At 69.5% G+C, this 20179-nt stretch carries 19 protein-coding genes and 1 tRNA gene; 13 read left to right on the top strand and 7 right to left on the bottom strand.

All coding sequences use genetic code 11. The annotated features are described in order from the left end of the window. Positions 1 to 101: 101 nt before the first annotated feature. Positions 102 to 175 (bottom strand) — tRNA-Met (locus tag LCH29_RS42655). Between the two features lie 234 nt (positions 176 to 409). Here LCH29_RS42655 and LCH29_RS42660 point away from each other — a divergent pair. Next, positions 410 to 1138, top strand: coding sequence for a hypothetical protein (locus LCH29_RS42660; RefSeq protein WP_446467067.1), 729 nt, complete (start codon positions 410 to 412; stop codon positions 1136 to 1138). 64 nt (positions 1139 to 1202) lie between these two features. Here the strand turns inward: LCH29_RS42660 and LCH29_RS42665 are convergent, their stop codons facing one another. The 3 genes from LCH29_RS42665 to LCH29_RS42675 are packed head-to-tail and all read right to left on the bottom strand — an operon-like array spanning position 1203 to position 3613. Continuing rightward, positions 1203 to 1778: a transcriptional regulator gene (locus tag LCH29_RS42665; RefSeq protein ID WP_385670941.1), complete on the bottom strand. Its 576-nt coding sequence runs from the start codon at positions 1776 to 1778 to the stop codon at positions 1203 to 1205. Then, positions 1779 to 3329 (bottom strand): helix-turn-helix domain-containing protein, encoded by a 1551-nt coding sequence (locus LCH29_RS42670; RefSeq protein WP_446467068.1) that lies wholly within the window; start codon positions 3327 to 3329, stop codon positions 1779 to 1781. It abuts the gene before it with no gap. Beyond that, the gene (locus tag LCH29_RS42675; RefSeq protein WP_385670935.1) at positions 3326 to 3613 is read right to left on the bottom strand and encodes a helix-turn-helix domain-containing protein; all 288 of its coding nucleotides are present in this window, start codon (positions 3611 to 3613) and stop codon (positions 3326 to 3328) included. Before LCH29_RS42675 ends, LCH29_RS42670 begins: the two co-directional genes overlap by 4 nt. 766 nt (positions 3614 to 4379) lie before the next feature. On the opposite strand from LCH29_RS42675, the gene LCH29_RS42680 reads away from it, so the two are divergent. The 6 genes from LCH29_RS42680 to LCH29_RS42705 all read left to right on the top strand — a co-directional run bounded on the left by LCH29_RS42680 (position 4380) and on the right by LCH29_RS42705 (position 11648). After that, a complete protein-coding gene (locus LCH29_RS42680) occupies positions 4380 to 7358 on the top strand; it encodes a hypothetical protein (RefSeq protein ID WP_446467069.1) in 2979 nt (992 codons plus the stop codon). Beyond that, positions 7355 to 8113, top strand: coding sequence for a TnsA-like heteromeric transposase endonuclease subunit (locus LCH29_RS42685; RefSeq protein WP_446467070.1), 759 nt, complete (start codon positions 7355 to 7357; stop codon positions 8111 to 8113). The genes LCH29_RS42680 and LCH29_RS42685 overlap by 4 nt, the downstream gene beginning before the upstream one ends. A gap of 17 nt (positions 8114 to 8130) precedes the next feature. Beyond that, positions 8131 to 9795, top strand: a complete 1665-nt coding sequence (locus LCH29_RS42690; protein ID WP_446467071.1) for a hypothetical protein — start codon at positions 8131 to 8133, stop codon at positions 9793 to 9795. After that, positions 9770 to 10624, top strand: a complete 855-nt coding sequence (locus LCH29_RS42695) for an ATP-binding protein (RefSeq protein ID WP_446467072.1) — start codon at positions 9770 to 9772, stop codon at positions 10622 to 10624. Before LCH29_RS42690 ends, LCH29_RS42695 begins: the two co-directional genes overlap by 26 nt. After that, positions 10621 to 10890, top strand: a complete 270-nt coding sequence (locus LCH29_RS42700) for a hypothetical protein (RefSeq protein ID WP_446467073.1) — start codon at positions 10621 to 10623, stop codon at positions 10888 to 10890. Before LCH29_RS42695 ends, LCH29_RS42700 begins: the two co-directional genes overlap by 4 nt. 353 nt (positions 10891 to 11243) lie before the next feature. After that, positions 11244 to 11648: a hypothetical protein gene (locus tag LCH29_RS42705; RefSeq protein WP_446467074.1), complete on the top strand. Its 405-nt coding sequence runs from the start codon at positions 11244 to 11246 to the stop codon at positions 11646 to 11648. A 549-nt stretch (positions 11649 to 12197) separates the two neighbouring features. Here LCH29_RS42705 and LCH29_RS42710 read toward each other — a convergent pair. Next, positions 12198 to 13052 (bottom strand): arylamine N-acetyltransferase family protein, encoded by an 855-nt coding sequence (locus tag LCH29_RS42710; protein WP_446467075.1) that lies wholly within the window; start codon positions 13050 to 13052, stop codon positions 12198 to 12200. A 571-nt stretch (positions 13053 to 13623) separates the two neighbouring features. Here LCH29_RS42710 and LCH29_RS42715 point away from each other — a divergent pair. Then, positions 13624 to 13806, top strand: a complete 183-nt coding sequence (locus tag LCH29_RS42715; protein WP_446467076.1) for a DUF6233 domain-containing protein — start codon at positions 13624 to 13626, stop codon at positions 13804 to 13806. Positions 13807 to 14162: 356 nt separating this feature from the next. Here LCH29_RS42715 and LCH29_RS42720 read toward each other — a convergent pair whose 3' ends face one another. Further along, entirely contained in the window at positions 14163 to 14987 is an 825-nt protein-coding gene (locus tag LCH29_RS42720; RefSeq protein ID WP_446467077.1) for a helix-turn-helix domain-containing protein, read from the bottom strand. A 129-nt stretch (positions 14988 to 15116) separates the two neighbouring features. Between LCH29_RS42720 and LCH29_RS42725 the strand changes: the two genes are divergently transcribed. Together LCH29_RS42725 and LCH29_RS42730 are read left to right on the top strand one after the other, a co-directional pair. After that, positions 15117 to 15947, top strand: coding sequence for a phytanoyl-CoA dioxygenase family protein (locus LCH29_RS42725; RefSeq protein ID WP_446467078.1), 831 nt, complete (start codon positions 15117 to 15119; stop codon positions 15945 to 15947). Between the two features lie 117 nt (positions 15948 to 16064). After that, positions 16065 to 16352: a hypothetical protein gene (locus LCH29_RS42730; protein WP_446467083.1), complete on the top strand. Its 288-nt coding sequence runs from the start codon at positions 16065 to 16067 to the stop codon at positions 16350 to 16352. Positions 16353 to 16400: 48 nt separating this feature from the next. Here LCH29_RS42730 and LCH29_RS42735 read toward each other — a convergent pair whose 3' ends face one another. Further along, positions 16401 to 16793: a hypothetical protein gene (locus LCH29_RS42735; RefSeq protein WP_446467079.1), complete on the bottom strand. Its 393-nt coding sequence runs from the start codon at positions 16791 to 16793 to the stop codon at positions 16401 to 16403. Positions 16794 to 17295: 502 nt separating this feature from the next. Here LCH29_RS42735 and LCH29_RS42740 point away from each other — a divergent pair. From LCH29_RS42740 to LCH29_RS42750, 3 genes are all read left to right on the top strand, one after another. Next, positions 17296 to 17841 carry a helix-turn-helix domain-containing protein gene (locus tag LCH29_RS42740; protein WP_446467080.1) on the top strand — a complete coding sequence of 182 codons (546 nt, stop codon included), beginning with the start codon at positions 17296 to 17298 and terminating at the stop codon, positions 17839 to 17841. Positions 17842 to 17949: 108 nt separating this feature from the next. After that, positions 17950 to 18168, top strand: coding sequence for an integrase core domain-containing protein (locus LCH29_RS42745; protein WP_446467081.1), 219 nt, complete (start codon positions 17950 to 17952; stop codon positions 18166 to 18168). A gap of 163 nt (positions 18169 to 18331) precedes the next feature. Beyond that, entirely contained in the window at positions 18332 to 19777 is a 1446-nt protein-coding gene (locus LCH29_RS42750; RefSeq protein ID WP_446467082.1) for an aldehyde dehydrogenase, read from the top strand. Positions 19778 to 20179: the final 402 nt, after the last annotated feature.

The following is a 20179-nucleotide window of genomic DNA, read 5'->3' on the forward strand; positions in this document are numbered from 1 at the left end:
GACTACCAGCCGACCGGCCGCCCACCCGGCCCACAACGACGATGACCCCGAACCCAATCGTGGGTTCGGGGTCATTCCGATGTCCTGCGACATCACAGCAGTAGCGGGGACAGGATTTGAACCTGCGACCTCTGGGTTATGAGCCCAGCGAGCTACCGAGCTGCTCCACCCCGCGTCGGTGCACACCACCGTACGCCATGGCGGCGTGCGCTGGAGACCATGATGGGCCGGGGGCGTGTGTTCTGGATCTTTCTGGCCCTCGAGGTCGGCCTGACCTGGCCGTAGTTGCGGCGTCCGGCGCGCTGGCCCCGCTCATCGTCCAATTTTCCCGGTCCTTAAGCCTGTTGGTCCGGCAATGGGATACTGGCTCGCTATGACACTGGCTCACGCCGCCGGCAGCCGGCCCGTCGTGGATGTAGACAGCCCCGCCACTTGGCCCGGGCCGCTGGCAGATCTCATCTACGAGATTGCCGACGAAGCCGAACTGGACGAGCCGGAGCTGTACGTCGACTTGGAGTTGGAGGACAGGGAGGCGCAGATCCTCGACCTGCTCCGCGGCTACCTTCTGCAGGCGCAGCACTGCACCAGGCTGCTCGACCACGAGGCCGATGCGATGCGTGCACATGGCCTGCGCCCCCTGAATGCCGCACTCGTTGATGACCGCCTGAACCAGGCCCATGAGCAGGGCTATCTGACCGCCGCTGAGCGGGAGATATTGCGCTCCCACAGCATGGTCGCCCCGGGGAAGCAGAGGATGGGCATTCGAGAGGGTCAGGTCTGCCTGACCCTCTCGGCCGAGGCCACCGCCCACGACATCGACGGGGCATGGCGGCTGCTGTCCTTCTGGGGCGGCGAGGCGATCTACTGGCAGCACTGCGACAACCCTGCCGGTGTCGCTCAGAGACTGCGTTGCCTGGGCCGGCCCGCACTGGTCACCGCCTACGTGGACCTCGCCAGTCCCGGCAGGCACCTCGTCTTCAAATCGGTGGTGCACACCTTCGTCGGCAAGGCCATCGGCTACACCCCCGCCAACGCCGACGTCCTCTACCGCAACGCGATCCCGCCGCAGCACATCGACTCCATCGCCTTCCCCGGCGATCCCGCCTACGACCGGCTTCCGGGCCTGCCCACCGCGTGATTGACCGCTCTGATCGCCCCGGTGAAACGTCCGGCGTCCTCCCCTGGGCCGAGATGGGCGGCTTCTACGCGGCGAAGCCGATGTTTTTGACGTATTCGTACTGGCCCCACTGGGAGCCCAGATCGGGCAGGACATCGGCGGTCCAGACGTCGTCCAGGCCTTGGTGGTCGCCGGCCGCCCAGGAACCGACGATCTTGTCCCAGCGGCGCACGTTCATCGTCCGGTGTGCCACCACCCGCTGAAGCTGGCGCGCCACGCCGGACTGGTCGAGGGGGTGGATCTCCACGCGAGTGCCGCGGCCCTCGCGGTTGAGGCGGGCGGTGAGGTGGCGGGCGACGTTGCGGCGCCGCACCGCCCGGTAAGCGGCGTCGATGCGTTCCAGGTTGGCCTTCGACGGACGGCGGGTGCCCTGCATCCACGCCTTCAGCGTCCGGTCGCTCACGGTCAGTCCGGCGTCCTTGGCTGCCTGCCAGGCCCTGTCCGACGTCGTCAGGTAGTGCAGGCGTGCCATCAGGCCGCGCCGGGCGGTCACCGGGGTGGCGATGTGAGCGGCGAGCCGGTCGAGCTGGCGGGCAACGGCTTCGCTGCCCTTGATCCCGCTCGCGCCGAACTTCCCGAAGTCGATGTTCTTCTCCGGCATTTACTGCTCCTGCCCCGTGCCGGCTTCGGTGCCGGTCCCGGCGGTGTAGGTGTCCTTGACCTTGACCTCGGTAACCGAGCGGCCTTCGGGAAAGACACGGCGCCAGTCTCCGATGATGTGGAGTTCGTCGGTTCCCATCGCCCGTACGACCGTCAGTCCCCCGTCGTGGGCCTTGAACGCCTTCATCCAGAGGTTGGCGAAAGCCTGGGAGCGGATGATGTGCATCCAGTCCGGGCGGTAGAGCTCCCGGTTGTAGTTCGACTCCCCCATCGTCGACACGAACTTGGAGTACATCGCCTTCACGTACTCCAGCGTCAGCTCGTCGCCGTCTGCAAGCGCGGAGTCGCGGGCGTCCTTGAGAGCGATCCTGAACTTCTCCAGGAGGTTCTCGGTGGCCCCCGAGGTGTACGACTCGTGGATCTCGGGCGGCTCGCACAGGCCGTGTTTCGGTCCGGACAGACGCAGCAGCAGGCGCAGGGTCGGTTCGGTGACCCACAGCGGGCCGGGCTCGTCTCTCTGGCCGATCGGGTTGGGCAGCACCGCCTCGTGCTCCCACTTGGGCGGGGTGATCAGGTGGACTCCGGCGCGGCGCCGGTCGTGCGCGAAGCCCGTGGAGTGTTCCAGCTGGCCGAGCGGGAGGTGGGTCTTGAGTGCGCTCAAATAGGCGCCGTTGATGTCGAGCGCGGTGACGTCGTGCTTCCCGGGCGGCAGTTCGGGCCGCGTCCACTTGGGGCGGGCTTCCCAGATCTGGTCGGCGCCCTTGGACGTCGGCTTCTTGAGGATGTCGGGGATCCAGGGGTGGGCGATCACGTCGTAGCGGGCGCCTTTGCGGGTCTCGTCCAGCAGGCGCATCGCGTCCGGGATGGCGCGCTTCAGCAACGCGGCGCTCGCGGCTTCGACATCGCCCCCGTGCTCGGCGAGCGCGGCGTGCACCGCTTCGTGGATCAAGTCGGCCGGCCCGGACGGCTCCTGAAACGCCCGCCCGCGCGGGGTCGCACGCTTCCCGCCGGCCGGGCGGGGCGGGCGTGCTGTGCGCGGCTCGTGGGCCTGGGCAGACGGCGCGGCGGGCGCGGGTGTCGGGGCTTCGACAGGGGTCGCCTGGCAGTCGGAGGGGTCCAGGTGCTGAGCGAACCCCGCCACGCGTTGTTCGGCGGGATGGCCGCACAGCACACACGGCTCGGGCGCGGCGAGCAGTTCCACCTCGTCTTCGTCCTGGCCGACTTCCGGCGAAGACGTGGAGGTGACGGCCGCCGCAGCAGCGCCTGACGCCATGGGCTGCTCGGCCGGCTCCGCCCTGTTCTCAGTATCGGTGGCGAGCTTGGCGTTCAGTCCGTCCAGCAGATATGCGTACTTGGCCCGGGCCTCGCCGGCAGGGTCCCGGCCGCTCTCCCATCCACTGAGGGTGGACGGGCTCACGCCGAGCGCGCGTGCCACCTGAGCCTTGGACAGCCGGGCCCGTTCCCGCAGCTCGCGGCGCACCTGGCAAGGCGGAAGTGGTGCCTGCGGGCCGACGGCGTCGAGCAGCGAGTCGATCGCGTCGAAGTCGCTCACCGGCTCGTGCCCTTCGCCTCGGCCCGGGCGGAACGGCGCCTGTCGGCGGGCAGCACCTCACACGCTCTGGTCGGACCCGCCAGCAGGTCCAGCGCGCCGATGCCGTAGTGCTCGGCCAGGACATCGACGTCACGCAGGCTCCACGAGACGGCACCCGACTGTCTGCGCGACACCTGTGTCTGCGTCAGTCCCAGCACCCCCGCAACCGACCGCTGCGAGTCACCCGTCACCTGCATCAACGCGGCCACCGTCAGCCGCAACGACTCCTCCAAGGCCAATCCCATACCCTCAATGTACCCGATTCGATGCAACTTTCGCACGAGAATTAGCTAATTGCTATCAGTGATGCATAGAAGCTTCACCTGCTCAGAGCCGAGGGCCCTCGCTATGGCGGTCTCTCGCCGGGCCGACAGGTCAGCGATGAGGACCGCTTTACTCACGCGGAAGCCGGCGGGCCGCGCGCCGGGCGCCCCGCCTCGCCTGGCGTGCCTCTTCAACCGCCCGATCGGACAGGCACCGCGGGCACACGAGGTCCAGGACACGGCGGCGCAGGGCCGGGCGCAGCCGGGGTCCGGGAGGTAGCGGCCACCCACGGCAGTGACGGTGCACCGTACGCGCGCGGGTACCCAAGAGCGCAGCGACCACAGAGGCGTTGCCGGCGTAGGCGGCCAGGAGGAATGCCATCTGCGCCTGGTGGCCTGCCGGGAACTGCGCGGCGGACTCGGCCTGCTCTTCCGGGTGGAGGAAGGCGTCGTGGCGCTCGCAGCGCGGCGCCTTCCTGCTGTTCCGGGCGATGCCCGGCGAGCTGATGTTCACAGCTTGAAAGCCTGCCCGGGGCCGTCTGTGGACAGCGGGCGGCCGGTGGGGCCGTTCCGTGTGCGGCGGGTGAGAGGGCTTCCCGTGCGTCATCCGGGCTGGTGCCGACTGGCTGTCCGCATGGTGCACAGGTTGGCGTCCGGGTTACGCCTGTGCCGTTGTGGCGCGATGATGAAGTTGCGGTGCGGCAGAGGTGGCCGTGCGTACAGCCCTCTTACGTTTGCGGAGTCACCCGTGTACGAGACCGCGAGAACCGCTCTGCAGGAGCTCGAGAACGATCAGGACTTCGAGCGGGTGGCATTGCATGTGCTGCGGGTTCGTTTTCCGCAACTGCGGATCACCAGTTCCACGGGGGATCTGGGCCGGGATGCGTTCGGCCGTCCCTTGTTCGGCGAGAACGACCAAGTCGTGCTGTGGGCGAGTCTGCAGCAGCGGTGGACGGACAAGCTGAAGTCCGAGCTGGTGAAGAACGCCAAGCACAGCAGGCGGGCCAAAGCGATCTACGTGATGAACCGCTCGACCAACGAGATCACCAAGGAGAGGTGGAGACAGAAAGCACGCACGGAGTACGGCGTTGAGATGGAGATCGTCACTCTGGCTGAGCTGGTCACCGAACCGGAGACAGACGGCTTGCGGTGGGTGGCCGAGCTCGAGCTCGGTGTGCGTCCGCGGGCTCCGCGCAGGCTGTCGACGTGGGCGCAGTACATCGACGCCCTGTCCGTGTCGGTGCCCGGGATGACCGCGCCCTTGGTGGGACGCGAGGCGGAGATGCAGGCGCTCAGAGCGGCATTGGCTGACAGGAATCCGGCGGCGCGGGTCGTGGTGGTGGAGGGTGCGGGAGGGGTCGGAAAGACTCGTCTGGCGATCGAGGCGTCGAAGTCGGTGTCGGCGGTGCTCGTCGCGCCCACGGGTGTGTCGTTGGATGCCGGCGCGTTCACGGAAGCGCCGGTCGATGCTCCCCTGGTTGTTCTCATTGACGATGCCGACCGTGCCCCGGATCTGAGCGGTCTTCCCGCGCTCCTGCACGACGGCCGTTTCGGCCGTGTGCGTCTTGTCCTGACGGTGCGGCCCGGCCGTCACCTGGGGGTGCTGCAGCGTTGGAACATCGAACGCTGGGGTGGTGCTGTCGTCCCGCTTCGTTCCCTGGACAGAGGAGGCATCGACGCGCTTGTCACCGGGCGGGGGATCCTGAATCCGGCCTTCCGTGAAACCGTCATCAATCTGGCTCAGGGCAACCCGCTCATCGCTCATGCGGCCTGTGAAGCGGGGCTTTCCGCAAACCGGTTCGACTGGCCGAGCGCGGCCGATCTGCTGCGGGTCACCGTCGGGAGGCGTCTGCCGGCCGACGACCCCGCGCAGGAGCACCGGGCCGCGGCGGTGGCGCTGGCGGTGCTGGGCACGGTCACCAGTGGGGAGGATCTCGCCGTGCTGGCTGGTGCGGTGTCGACGCTTCCGCCTGAGCCGCACCGGTTGTCCGTCCTGCTGGATGAGCTGGCCGATGCCGGGCTGGCCGATTCTTCGCCGTACTCGGTGCGCCCTGCCCTGCTTGCCCCGGTTCTCCTCGCCGACGCGCTCGATCCTCCCGCCCGGGTCCGGTTGGACGTCGACCGGGTGCTGCAAGCGGTGGTGCGGATGGCCGGGCTCGAGCTGAACGGGCAGCCCGTCACGTCCGCTGGCCGGAACCTGGAATTCGGGGCGTCACGGCTCGGTCCTCAGTTGAACGTCCTGGCCCAGGCAGCACACGACCGGGCAGACCATGTGGTGGGTGCTCGGCTGGCTGCGGCTGTCCGCGCGCTGCTGCCGTCCGAGGCGCATCTGGGCGAGTGGGCGGCTGTGGTCGGACTGGCCGGTGAAGTGGCCGTGGCCGCCCCCACTATCTTCGCGGACCTGCACGAGACGCTGGTGAAGCGGTGGCCGCCGGATCCTGCACCCCGCTTGCTGGACGGCGGAGACCCGGTCGCCCACTACCGGTACGGTCTGCAGCACTTGGGCGAGCGGTTCGCCCAGCTCGCCCACCGCATCGGGCCCGATGCAGTACCCAGTCCGGTCAGCCTGCTGCTCGACGTGGCCTGGTTGATGGAACCGGCCCTCCACGTGGAAAACTCTGACCGGCGCGAGGGGGTTCTGCGTGCCATCGGGCAGTGGTGCTCCGCGCCGGCCCACGCCCTGCCGCAGCACATTGACGCACTGTTCGAGCGGCGTCGCGAGGTCCTGCGGGTCATCACCCAGTGGCACCGGGACCGGGCTGCCCACCCTCCGCAGGAGCTGGACGCCGGGGAGAGCGCCATCCGTGGCCCCCTCAGCCTCGCGCGCGTGCTTATAGCAGCCCTCCAGCCGCTGCCACGCCTGACCGTGGAAAGCACTGGCGGCACACCCGAGTCAGCGAGCACCATCTCCCTGCACGCCGCTGTGCTGCCCGATCGCCCCGAAACCCTCACCCTGCTGCGCGAGGCGCTCACGCTGCTCGCCCCGCTGCTGGACGAACCCGCAATGCGCAGTGGTGAAGGCTTGCCCGTACTGCACACGCTCGTCTCCCTGCCCGGTCAGTTGCGTGGCGAAGGAGCGCGGCCGATGGCGTTCTCCGGCGTGCCCCTGGCCAGCCATGCCGTCGCCGTATTGGACGTCGCGGCAGGAGAGTTCACCGAGCAGATCGCCGCGCGGTGGGACTCACTTCCTTTGGCGGTGAGGCGCAGCGCAGCCCAGGCTGTGCTGGGACCTGATCCACGGCCTCGTTCCCTCGCAGCAGCGGCCGAAGCCGGGGATGCGGTGGCAGCCGTGGCACTCGCGGACACCCGACTTGGCCGTCTCCTTGTACTGCAGCCGCTGCGCAGCCGCGCTCCCTGGCGTGAGGCGCTTGAAGAGCAGCAGCGCGCCGCACAGCCACCGGGCAGCGAGATGGATCTGCCGGAGGCGCTCCGGCTGCTGGAGGACACTGGCCCGAATGTCACGGGCGTAGCAGTCAGCGCGCTTCCTGCCTTCACTCGGGCGGTCGGAGCCGCGGCCCCGGATCCCCAGCCGGCGTTCGAGCGGATAGCCCAGGCGCCGATGGCCGGCGAAGATGCTCTGCTGGCGGCCGCTGCCGGTGAGGGGGCAGCCGACGGCGGGCGGTTTCGTAGGCCGGCCGGTGCACGTCAGGGACTGGACCCAAAGGGGCTGCCGACCGGCCAGGTACGCGGGACCTTGCGGCGGCACGGCAAGGGGTGGGCGGCGTGAACGCGGCGGAGGGCCCCGGCGGCCTGATGGAAGGCGAGGCCGTGCCGAAGGCGGGGCAGGGTGTCGTGGCTCTGTACCGCGAGCCGTACGGGCCGGTGCGCCTGTGCAGCGCGGCCGGGCTTCGGGGTGTGGCGCTGGAGGAGTTCGGGCCGGTGAGTGAACCGGTGCCCTACCGGGGCCGCAAGGGCATTATCACCTACTGGCCGGTGGCGCCCCGGGAGCAGACCGTGGTGTGCGGCAGCCTGCGGCAGTGGCGGCTGGCGGTGGAGCTGGACTTCGAGCCGGCCTGGGCGGCGTTCAGTGCCGGCCCGGTGGAACTGCGGTGGCGGGCGGGAGGCCGCCTTCGCCGCTGGCGCCCCGACTTCGTGGCGCGCACGGCCGAGGGCGAGCGTGAGGTGCTGGTGCTGAAGCCGCCCCGACAGGAGAGCCTGCCCGCCGTGAGACTCGAGGTGCTTCAGGAGGTGGCGCAGGCGGCCGGGTGGCGGGTGCGGCAGGTGCGTGAGCCATCGGGGCTGCGCGTACGCAATCTCGGTTGGCTGGCCGGCTACCGGTTTCCTGCGGGCGACGAGGAGGACCAGGGGCCGGCGCTGCTGGAGGCGTTCAGGCAGCCGGCGGGCCTGCGGGCAGGGGTGGCGGCGAGCGGGCTGGACGAGCTGACGGGTCTGGACCTCGCGTACCGGATGCTGTGGCAGCGGCGGCTGCTGTTCGACCGCGCACAGCCGCTGCTGCCCGATGCCGTGGCCTGGGCGGCTTGATGGCGCGGAGGGGGCGCATGGCGGGATCGGGTGAGGCCCGGCTTGCGGGGTCGCTGTCCATCGGGGCGCGGGTGCGCTGGCAGGAGCGCGAGTGGGAGGTGGTGGCGTGGCAGGGGTCGCAGGTCACGCTGCTGCCGCAGGACGGCGAGGAGGCACCACGGGCGGTGTCGTACCGGTGGCTGGTGGGCGCGGAGGACTTCACGGTTCTCAGCGGCGGCGGGGCACCGGCCGCGGACGGCACGGCTCTTGACGGGTGGGGTCGGCAGGAGGGCCGGGAGGAAGAAGCCGCGCTGTGGCAGGCGCGCATGGTGGAGATCGACACCGGTCTGGCGCCGGGCGAAAGCGAGCATGCGCGGGGATTCGGGCCGGAAACGACGCTGGCCCAGCGGTGCGCCGCAATGTCGGCGCGGCTGGCCGCCGAAGGCGTCCGCTGCTCCGCCCACACCCTCGCCGACAAGCGGCGCAAGTGGAAGGCGGCCGGGGAGAATCCGGTTGTGCTGCTGCCCGCCGCGCGGGACAAAAGGGCGGGGGGCTTCACCGACCCGCGGTGTCTGACCGCCATGCAGGACGTGGTGGCCCGGCGCGCGCACGAGTCGGACGTGACCATCGAGCTGATCCGCGAGGAGGTCGAGGACCTCCTGCACTCGCGCTACGACGAGGAACTCGGCGACCCAGCTGCCGTGGCGGCCCTGCTGCCCTCCCGTTCCACCTTCTACCTTCGGATGAAGGAGTCCGGCCTGGCCGACATCCTGGACCAGCCGACACGGGCCCGGGCCGCCCTGGCCTCCACCCCACCCCTGCCCCACGGCGGGCGCGAGGCCGTGCTGCGGCCGGGACAGGTGACCCAGGTCGACACAACGCCGCTGCGGATCCTGGCCCGCGGCGACGACGGCCGGCCTACCTCCACGGAGATGACCTCGCTGATCGACGTGGCCAGTCACAGCATGTGCGCGCTGATGATCACACCAAGCCGTCCCCGGGACGCCGAGAACGGACAGGCAGGCCAGGCGACCCGGGCGATCGACCTGACCCTGATGCTGGCCCAGGCTCTCGCGCCCTGGCCGGTGATGCCCGGTTGGGACCCGCTGAGCGCGGCCGCCGCCTCCAGCCTGCCGTTCGGGGCGCTGCGCGCGGCGGACGAGCGGTTCACCCAGGCCACCGCCGCCCGCCCGGTCATCCGCCCCGAACTGATCATCTATGACCAGGGCAGCCCTTACGTGAGCGAGCATTTCACCGAGGTCTGCGACCGGCTGCGCATCGCCCGCCGCCCGGCGCGCAACTGGCTCCCCCGTCCGCAGCCGCCCCGCCGGCGCTTCCGACAGGCACGGGCGGCGTGGAACGGCCCTCGGACAGCGGGCAGGCTCCGCATCCGCTGGCAGCACTCTTCCCCGACGACGGCGACGACAGCCCGCCGGATGCCTCCGCTGCCGGAGCATCGGCAGCTGTCTACGAGGTCGTTGAGGCGGAACTCCTCGACGGCCTCAATCCGGACGGTGATGACGGCAACGAGGGCGAGGGCGACGTATGGGAGATGTAGACGACCAAGGACAGGAGCCGTGACGACGCAGCCCCAGGCCGACCCCGAGAGCGGACAGGTTTTTTGCGGTCCGGAGCCGGTGGCCGGTGCGTGCAGGACCGTGACGAGAGAGAAGCTTGATGAGGGCATCCATCGAACTGCGTGACAAACGTGAAGCCCGTCTGCGTCAGCAGCTGAAGGACACCCCGATGCGTCCTGTGCCGCTGTTCCAACTCACGGGCTGGACCCACTTCGTCGACGAGGAAGTGGAGCCGCCCGCACTGGCGGCGGGCAGCAGTCCGGCTGAGGACAGGAAGACGGACGAACAGGCCATCGCCTACCACCGGCATCTGCGGATGGTGCCCACCGACGCGATGACCCACATGCAGGAAATGGTCGTCGAGGCAGTCCACGCCAACAGCGGGCGCCGTGACGGGCTGATGGACCATGTCATCGACGGCCCCGCGGGCACCGGCAAGACCTGTCTGCTGCGGGCGATCGGACGCACCGCCCAGAGGAAGATCGAAGCCGCCATGGGCGGCAGGCGCCAGAACACGATCCCGGTGGTGCACATCACCACCCCCGCGGACCCTGAGCCCAGGGTGAACCGGCTCTGGGAGATCGGCTCCTACCTGGGTCTCAACCCCGAACCGAAGAGCCTCGGGGAAGTCCTGGAGATGCGCAGGCACCAGGACGTGACCCTGCCGGTCAACTACGTCCTGGAGACCGCGCAGACCCGTCTGCTGCTCATCGACGACATCAACCGCGCCTCGCCGCAGCACCTGGCGAACGTACTGCCCTACTTCGACTACCTGCGCGACAAGATGGGCATCTCCATCGTCTTCTGCGGCACCGGAGCCAGCCACCGCCTGCACCGGGCCCGCATCCTGGCCGGAGAGCTGACCCGAGTCAGCGAGGAAACCGGGTACGGCTCGAACAGACGGGACGGCCGGCCGTACCCGTCCCGCCCTCCCCCACCGCCCTGCTGCCGGTGACGTGGCTGCACCCCCTGCCCCTGGACACCGAGGACGACGAGACCTTCCGGCGCGTCCTGGCAAGCTTCGAGGCCGACTTGAGCCTGTACCGGCTGGAGGAGAACGCCCTGAGCAAACACGCCGTCACACTGCACCAGCGCACCGGCGGCTACTTCAAAGCCCTCACCTACGTCATCTCCACCGCCGCCGTCCTCGCGATCCGCAGCGGCAGCGAGAACATCACCGAGAAAGAGATCGACGCCGCGACAGCCCAACTCGGCCCCTGAAACAAACCACAGGACCGCAGTGTCGGCCGGGCCGGCACTCCCTCCCGTGGCTACCGGGCGCCAGAGCCCCCGCTGCGCGCCCTCCGTCCCGGCGGGGTCCACTGTCTAGCTGGACCGGGAATCCGACATAACCGGCACACTGGCATGTCCAGGACAGGAGCTCGGTTGGGTACCCCTCCCGACAGCCCCGGGCCGTCCGTGGACTCCGTCCCCACCCGCTACGGCGACACCGCCTTCCGCTCCCCCCTCGAAGCAGTCTGGGCCCCTGAACGGCAGACAACCGTCTCTTCGCGATGCCCGACCTGGGCTGATGCCGTAGCGCGGCGGCGGGCTGGTCGGGGAGGCTGTACGCCGTGGCCGATGACACCGACACCGACGACTGGCCGGGCTACACGCCCGAAGAGATGAACCTGCCGACCGAACTGGTGGAGAGGATCAGACTGGTCTGCTCCCTTCTGCACCTGCCGGTGGCCGAACGCCACGGCATGCCGGGTGTGACGCTGGGGCGTGAAGAGATGTGGAAGCCGGGAGAGCCGGCCGACCACGTCACCGTCAGCTGGAACGTCAGCGACAAGCTGTTCGACATCGCGGACACACAGGGCAGCGACGGCAGGGCGGAGCACCTGTGTGGCGCCATCGACGCCCTGGAACGCGGACTGGTCGATGCACTGCGCCGGGGAGGCCTGCGGATAGAACGCGACACCGGCACTCAGGACTGGAAGGTCCTGGGCATCACTGCCCCCTCCCCGCTGGACTGACCCCAGCACTCCTGCTCACGAGCGCGGCTGGTACGCGGTCTTTACCCGCAGAGCATATGCACTCACCATCGGTGATCAGGGTCTGGGTCAGTCGGGCTGCCGACTGCGTGGGGGACAACGCGTGCAGGGGGTCGGAATGGGCGTCTTGTAGAAGCTGGAGCCAGCTACCGAGGCGAAACACCGGTCGTACAAGCAGTACCAGGACGCCTGGTGGCCGATCCTTCTGCAGACTTCCACCCGCACCGGATACCCCCGTCCTCGCGTCACGCTGCTGGACGCCTTCACCGGCCCAGGCCGCTACCTAGGCGGAGAAGAGGGCTCGCGCCACCTGGTGGCGGTCACCGAGCGCACGAACCGGCAGAAGAGCGACCGGGACCCGACCGAGTGGATGCCGGATGAGGCGATGCACTGCGCGCACGCTCACCGAACTCGCCGCCCGCTGCCCCAACGCCCCGCTGACCTACACCCGCGCGCCCTGACCGAGCTGGGCGTGTTGCGTCAGAACCTGGGTGCCCTGCGCTGGCACCAGCGGTTCGGGAACTTGTGCGGTCAGGCGCCGTTCGCCGACAGGTCCGTCAGCTTGGTCTCCAGCAGGGCGGCGTCCTCGTCGCTGATCACGACGCCGAAGACGTCGTCCAGCAGCTTGCGCACCTCTTCGGCGCGTACCGTCTGGGTCTCGGGTGGGATGCTGACGTCCGCCAACTGTGTGGTCCAGGTCAGCCCGTCGAGAATGTGCAGCCGGTCGGGGAGGATCCGCTGGATGAACGGACGGGTGACGAACGGGGAGCGGCCGTTGGAGTCGACGAAGTGGTTTCCGACGGCGAAGTCGATCGGGTACTGCGGGTTAAGGGTCGTCGCGTGCCGGCTCAGCCACCCGTCGGGGCTGTCACCGCTCCGCTGGTACACGGCCCATCCGTCGGCGCCGGGGGTGATCTCCTCGTGTTGCACGCGGTATTCCCACGCGCCGGTGGTGAATGCGGCGCCATCCGCCAGCTCGATCGGCTCGAACAGGCTCGCCCCAAAGCCCACGTCGCACAGCCAGCGGCGCCCCTCCAGCTCGACGACGAGCATGGCGTGCGTCGCCGGAAGGATCTTGTCGGAGCCCATCCGTATCCGGCCGGAGACGGCGGTGAAGCGGTAGCCCAGTGCCTCCAGGGCGGCGGCGAATAGGGTCACGTGCTCATAGCAGTAGCCTCCGCGCCCCCGGTGCAACAGCTTGTCCTGGATGGTTGCCAGGTCCAGCGCCACGTGGCCGTGCAGGAAGGCGTCGAGGTTCTCCCAGCCAATGGAGAGGACGTGCGCCCGCTGCAGGGTGCGGAGGGTGCCCAGAGTGGGTGTGCGGTCGCCGTCGTATCCGATGTGTGCCAGATAGGCGTCGAGGTCGAGCTCTTCGCTGTGCCACACGGCAGTCTCCTTCCGTCGCACGCCTGGGTGCGCGCGTACCCGTATCGCATCCGGGGCGGATCTCTGTCAGCGGTCGCCGACGGCTGCCCATACGCCAACATGCGGCCCCACGGCCGCATTCCTCCGCGACGCGCGTTCAGCTCGACATCTTCTTGTTTCAGCTGTCCCAGCTCCTGCTCGCCCGTCACCAGCCAGGGCGCTGCACCTGCACCAGGGTGCTGTCGCCGCCCAGCTGGCGGGTGAGGGTACGGGTGGTCCGCGCCGACCGCACCTCTGGCGAGACTCCGCAGGTCAGCGGGTTTCCGCTTCGGGGCGTCCCGAGGATTTGGACACGACGTGAGACTGAACGGCTGGACCCTGCGTGAGGCCCCGCGAGAAACTGCAGGTCACGGCATCATCATGGGACACGAGCCACGAGACCCTACACGGCTCCAACCCTAGGCCAAGGCCGGAGGGGATGCGCCTGGTGCGCCCACCCCCGAGCAGCGTCGGAGCTGTTGGCAGCGCGCAGATTCCGGGCGAGGACTACTCGCTGGTGCCGACGCAGGGGGCTATCGCGGGAAGGCAATGGGTGGTTGAAAAACTCCACCAGTACGGGCCCGATGATCCCGCCCGCCGCTTGCCTCGCCGCGACTGCTGGCAGGCCCGGCACAGCGACGAGCGCATCACCACCGAGGACGCCGTCGACCGGCTCGCACGCAAGGCCATCGCATGGTGCGGCGTCTGCCGACCCGACCGGGCTCTCCGCTGCTGACCGCCAGACGGCTCGGCGTGCATGGACACCGCGCCCAGGGTCGGCCACCGCGGCACGGGCGATAATCGGATGCCGCCGGAATGTAGTGCTCCGTCCGGTCCCGGCGCATACGGTCGCGACAGCCGCGCCGTTGGCCCGCAGCGCCTCAAGTGACGGCAGATCCTCCGGGCGGCCTGGACGGTGAAATTGCATGGCGTGCCTCTCAAACAATGATCATGAAGTGGACGGGGAGGCGGCATACCACGCTGCCGCGGTTCCGTTCCGTCCAGCCGCCTTCCGCGCCGCCGCCACATCACGCCGTACTTGCGTCCCGTTCGGCCGGCATCTCCGGAAGCGCGCCGCGTCGGGGAACATCCTCAGGCGCCGGGGCCGGGCGCTCCGTCGCGGATCGCCCGCGGCGAGGCGCCGAGCTCGCGGCGGCAGGCCTTGTTGAACGCCTGGAGGTCCGTGATCCCCACCGACGCCGCGATCGTCGCGATCGGCAGCGTCGTCTCGCGCAGCAGGTGCCTGGCCCGCTCCATGCGGCGGTGCCGGATGTGGGCCACGACCGTGTCCCCGGTCTCGGCCCGGAAGAGCCGGGTGAGGTGGTTGTGCGAGACGCCCGCCCCGCGCGCCACGTCCGGCACGGTGAGCGGCTCGGCGAGATGCGACTCGACGTACGCGATCGCGGCGGCGACGGCGGGGTGCCCGCCGCCCGTGCCGGTGGGGACGGACAGCTGCGCCACGCGCCACAGCACTGACCACACCTCGGCGACCGCCTGCGCCGGGGCCCGGGGGGCGGCCGCGATGGCCTGGAGCAGGAGGCTGGAGAGCAGGGCCGTCTGGGCCCCCGCGTTCTGCACCACCGGCACCGTACGGACCACCCCGCGGTCGGGTAGCCGCAGATGGGCGTACAGGTGCTCGGAGCGCCCGCGGTAGCGGTAGCGCACCAGGACACCGGGCGGGACGAGGCTGACGTAACCGGGCCGCACGGTGTACGCCACGCCGTCGGCCGTGAGCTCGGCGGTGTAGCGGTACAGGTGCAGCTGCCACAGGTCGGGCAGGCGGAAGACGTCGCGGGGGCTCCGCGTGCCGTGGACGCCGACGCCGAGCCCCTCGATGTGCGGGGGCGAGTCGAGCCGGACCTGGGCCCGCTGCGGCTGGGACTGGGACTGGGGAGCTGCTCCCGTCATGGTCGTCATGTCCGTCATGGTGAAAAATTACCAGTAGTGGTGAGCAAGGCCCACGCGTCCCGGGGTAGCCGCGTTCTAGCGTCGTGGAGACGAACCACGAGAAACCACCCGCTCCCGCTCTCCGGACCGGAGGAGAACATGGCCGCCCGACCCGCTCGCGAACAGCTCCTGACCTCGGCGCGCATGGCCCGGTTCGTGGCCCACGGCTTTCTGCGCCTCGACTCCGTCGTCCCCGACTCCCTCAACGACCAAGCCCTCGGTGTGCTTGCCGCGGGCGTGCCGGCCGTCCCGTACGGCACGGCGGCCGCCGAGGCGTTCTCCGAGGGCTCCTTCGCGCGCAGCCTGCTCGACCTCCCGGCCGTGGCCGGGGCGCTCCACAGCCTGGTCGGCCCGGATCCCACCATCGACCACCACGCCGTGCACATCCGGCAGCCCCAGGAGGGCCGGGCCCAGCCGCTGCACGGTGACGCGATCATCGATGTCCGGCCGGACGCCTTCGACGTCCAGCTCATGTACTACCCGCGCGAGGTGACGCTGGAGGCCGGCGGGACCCTGATCGTGCCGGGCAGCCATCTGCGGCGCACCAACGAGAGCGACACAGGCCGGTACCAGAACCTGCTCGGCCAGCAGCGGCTGGTGTGCCCGGCGGGCACGGTGCTGATCCTGCACCACGGCATCTGGCACGGCGGCCGGCGCAACGACAGCGGTGTCCCGCGCTACATGTTCAAGATCCGCTTCAATCCGACCGTCCCGCAGGTCCGCCTGTGGAACACCGACGACCTCGGCGACCCGGCGGTGGCCGAGGAACTGCGGACCCGGTTCCCGTGGTACGAGCAGGCGACCGGGCGGCTGGAGTTGCACAACCGGATCAGGCTGTGGCGGGCGCTGACCGGGGACCCGTCCTTCGACCTGGACCACTGGGTGACCCGGGTGACCAACCGGCCCGGCAGGGCCACCGTCGGCGCCTGAGCGCCGTCCCGCCCGCCGCCTTCGTCTCCGCCGCCTCCCCCCGCCGTCGCCTCACACCAGGAGCTGTCCACCGTGACCACACAGCCCACGACCGCCGAGCCCGCCCTCACCAGCACCATCCGGCAGCAGGTGCTCGTCCTCTACCTGAACAACTCCTCCCTCGACAGCGGCGTCATCGGCTGGGCGCGCTACGACGGCACGGGCGCCACGTCACCCACCGCCGGGGACGGGGACGAGCCGCCGTACGCCACCGGCGTGGCGGCACTGCTCGACGGCTGGCGGCTGTTCCAGGCGTCGCAGCTCATCCCGCCCTACCCGGGCCACGAGTACGACGTGTCCTTCCTCAAGCACGAGTTCCTGTTCGAGAAGCTCGTCAACACCACTACGGCCACCGGTCCGGCGTGACGGCCCCGTCGTGACCGGCCTGCGCCCGCAGCGATGAAGCGCGTGTACTCAACGCTGGGTCCGTTGAGTCTCGCTTGTCTTCAACGTGGACGATGTGAAGTTCCCAGTGCCGTCCCGGTGGCGCTTGGAACGTCCGAACAGCCCAACACGGATCTCCGACTGGTCCTGAGGCTCATCAGGACCGACATAGGTAAGGACGTCGTTGTGGTGCCCGGTGACGACCCATCCCTCGACATCCTTGAGGTCGATCACTCCAAAGTCTCCTGCTGAGGACCCGGCATGCGCCGGACCGAACTCCTTAAGGATCTCGGTAGCCTGTTCAGCCAGCTCTCCGCCCGGAGCGGTCAGCACGACACAAGTGCCATGCTCGAACAGCACCCATGACTTGCGAGGGTCGACGAGAAGCCGCTGCCAGAGGTCTATCAGTATCTCGGTGTCCACGGGCGGTCATCATGCCGCAGAGCACCGGCACAGGGTGACGCTCGACCGACGCCATGGCGAACCCACGACTCCTGAACATGCGGGCCTACCAAGTCCCAGTGCCGGACGATGGTGGGGGGCGTCGTGCGGCTGACGATCGATACCGAGACGGACACCTACGAGCAGGCGATTGCGGCGGTGTAGACGGCGTCGACTGGGCGGCTGCCTCCTCGGGCCCAGCGGGTCCCGATGTGGCGCACTGCTCCGAGTTCTGTGGATTGCCGGTTGGCCAGTGCGCGGGATGTTCCCGATCACGCCGACGTGCGCACGTCCAATACGTCGGTGAGGTCGGTCGACTACGACGAGTTCGCGATGGCCTCGACGCACGAGTCCGGCAGCCACCGTCGGCCTTGCCGCACCGCTGCTCACCCCGGCCCGAGCCGTAGCGCTCCAAAATGGCTTCACCCGGACCTGACCTGAGGCAACGCACCTGACCCACCAGATTCCAGCATGATCAGTCCTCGTGCTGGTACGACTTACCTACCTGGGTGCCATACGGATCTTCGCGTGGCTGTTCCTGATGTCTCGATCCTCTGCGGCCAAGAACGCGGAGATACTGATCCTGCGGCACGAGCTCGCGGTCCTGCGTCGACAGATCACCGCACCCAAGCCCGACTGGCCGGACCGTGCACTGCTCGCCGTCCTGACCCGACTGATCTCCCAAGCCCTGCGCGAACGCCGGATCGTCTCCCCGCGCACCCTGCTGACCTGGCACCAGCATCTGGTGAAGCAGAAGTGGACTCAGCCGCCGTCTACCGGACGGCCGCCCCTGCCGGAGGAGATCCGCGGCCTGATCATCCGGCTCGGCGTCGAGAATCCCCGATGGGGATTCGGACGCGTGCACGGCGAATCGCGCCGCCTCGGGCACAAGGTCAGCCCCGCCACCGTCCGTCGGGTGCTGCGTGCCGTCGGTCTCGGTCCCGCCCCGCGCCGTTATCCGGTGCGCATGGAGGTGCGCGCCCGCACCATCCATAACCTCGGCGTCACCGCCCACCCCACCGCCGCATGAGTCACTCAGCAGGCCGGGGAGTTTCCGCGGCAACTCGGCAATCGGGCCGGAGAGTTCACCCGCATCATCCGCGACCGGGACGCGAAGTTCACCGCCACCTTCCACACCGTGTTCGCCAGCGAAGACATCACCGTGGCCAAGGTCCCTCCACACGGCCCCAACTGCAACCCACATGCAGAACGCTTCATCCGCTCAGCACGGGAAGCGTGCACCGACCGTGTCCTGCCCTTCGACCGTGGCCACGCCAAGAAGATCCTCCATGACTACGCACACCGCTTCAACGCTCACCGGCCCCACCAAGGCCGTGACCAGCTCGCGCCGAGCTGAAGCGGCACGGGCACCACGTCCCGACAGTCCTGGTCCCATGCATTTCCTGGCGGCTCCCCGTGCACGCACCGGCACCCCGCGGTCAACGGACCGGGAGAAGGTCGCAGGAAGTCCCGTCTCCCATCGATGCCGGAGCGGGCGCCAGATCGCCAGGAGAGTACTGATGGACCATCGCTACGCACAGCTGTACGTCGGTGGAGGGTGGGTGACGCCCTCCACCAGCCACGTCATCACTCTCGTCAACCCGAGCACCGAGGCACGACTCGGCAGCGTGCCCGAAGCCCTGGAGGCGGATGTCGATGTCGCGGTCGACGCTGCGCGGCGGGCGTTCGACGAGCCCGGTGGGTGGGCCCATTGGGCGCCGGAGGACCGGGCCGATGTGATGGAACGCTTCGCCACGGAGCTCGAGGCGCGGGCGGAACGCATCGCGGGGCTGGTCAGCAGCCAGAACGGCCTGCCGATCAGCTGGGCCCGGCAACTGGAGGTCGGGTATCCGACCTCCGTGCTGCGTTACTATGCCGGGCTCGCTCGTACGACGGCTTTCTCCGAGGTCCGTGCCGGGCTGCTCGGGGGCTCGATCGAGGTCCGCAAGGTTCCGGTCGGAGTCGTGGCGGCGATTGTGCCGTGGAACTATCCGCAGGTGCTGTCGATGTTCAAGATCGCACCCGCGATGGCGGCCGGCTGCACGGTGGTCCTCAAGCCCTCTCCGGAGGCTGCCCTGGACGCGTTCCTCATCGCGGAGGCCGCCGAGGCAGCCGCCGTCCCGGCCGGTGTGCTCAATATCGTGCCAGGTGGCCGGGAGGCCGGTGCCCATCTGGTCTCCCACCCTCGGGTGGACAAGGTCTCCTTCACCGGCTCCACGGCGGCTGGCCGGGCCATCGCCGAGATCTGCGGGCGGCTGCTGCGCCCGGTAACCCTGGAGCTCGGCGGCAAGTCCGCGGGCATCATCCTGGACGACGCCGAGCTGGATCCGGTGGGAATCGGGGAGGACTTGGTGGCCGCGACCCTCGCCAACAACGGCCAGACGTGCTTCCTGAGCACACGTATCCTGGCACCGCGCACCCGCTATGCCGAGGTCATCGATCTCCTCACCGACCTGGTCCGCGCCCTCCCCGTTGGCGACGCCCTCGACGAAAGCACCCTCATCGGTCCGATGGCCACCCGGCAACAACGGGACCGGGTCGAGGGCTACATCGCGAAGGGACGACATGAAGGAGCCCGCGTCACCACCGGTGGCGGCCGCCCGGCCGGCCTGGACAAGGGCTGGTTCGTGGAGCCCACGGTCTTCGCGGACGTCGACAATGGTTTCGTCGTCGCCCAGGAAGAAATCTTCGGCCCTGTGCTCTGCGTACTGCCGTACGACACGGTCGACGACGCAGTCCGGATCGCCAACGACTCGGACTACGGCCTCGGCGGCACCGTGTGGACCGCGGATCCGGAGCGCGGGGCGGACGTCGCCCGCCGCGTGCGCACCGGCACCATTGGCGTCAACCACTACCTGCCTGACCCGGTGGCGCCGTTCGGCGGTGTCAAGGCCAGCGGCCTGGGTATCGAGCTCGGGCCCGAGGGCCTGGAGGCCTACCTGCAAATCCAGTCGGTCTACCTCTGACCCCACTGCCGCATGAAGAAGGGCCCGGCCACGTCGGTTGGGCCACGGAGGCTCACCGCCGAGATGCCGCGGTATGGTCGCACGGCGCGGGCTCGCCTTCTGCGACAGTGGCAGCCGGAAAACGACGTCCGGATGCCGCCGTGGGCCGAGACGAAGACGACCGCGGGTGCCGTTCCGGAGGCGTCCAGGAGCTCCAGCCCCCGGAACCCGCTGGTATGCGACATCCGTAGGTCCAAGACCAGACGGGCGGGACGGTCCGGGTCGAAGACCGCGAGGAACGACTCGACATCGGTGCGGCAACCAGGCTAGAAGGCTGCTGAAAATCTTGTCGAGGGGCTGTCCGGCTGCGGGCCGGGCGGCCCTTTTCGCTATGCGGTGGCCGGGGTGAGGTGCCAGGTGTTG

The sequence above is a fragment of the Streptomyces sp. BRA346 genome, assembly GCF_052851135.1.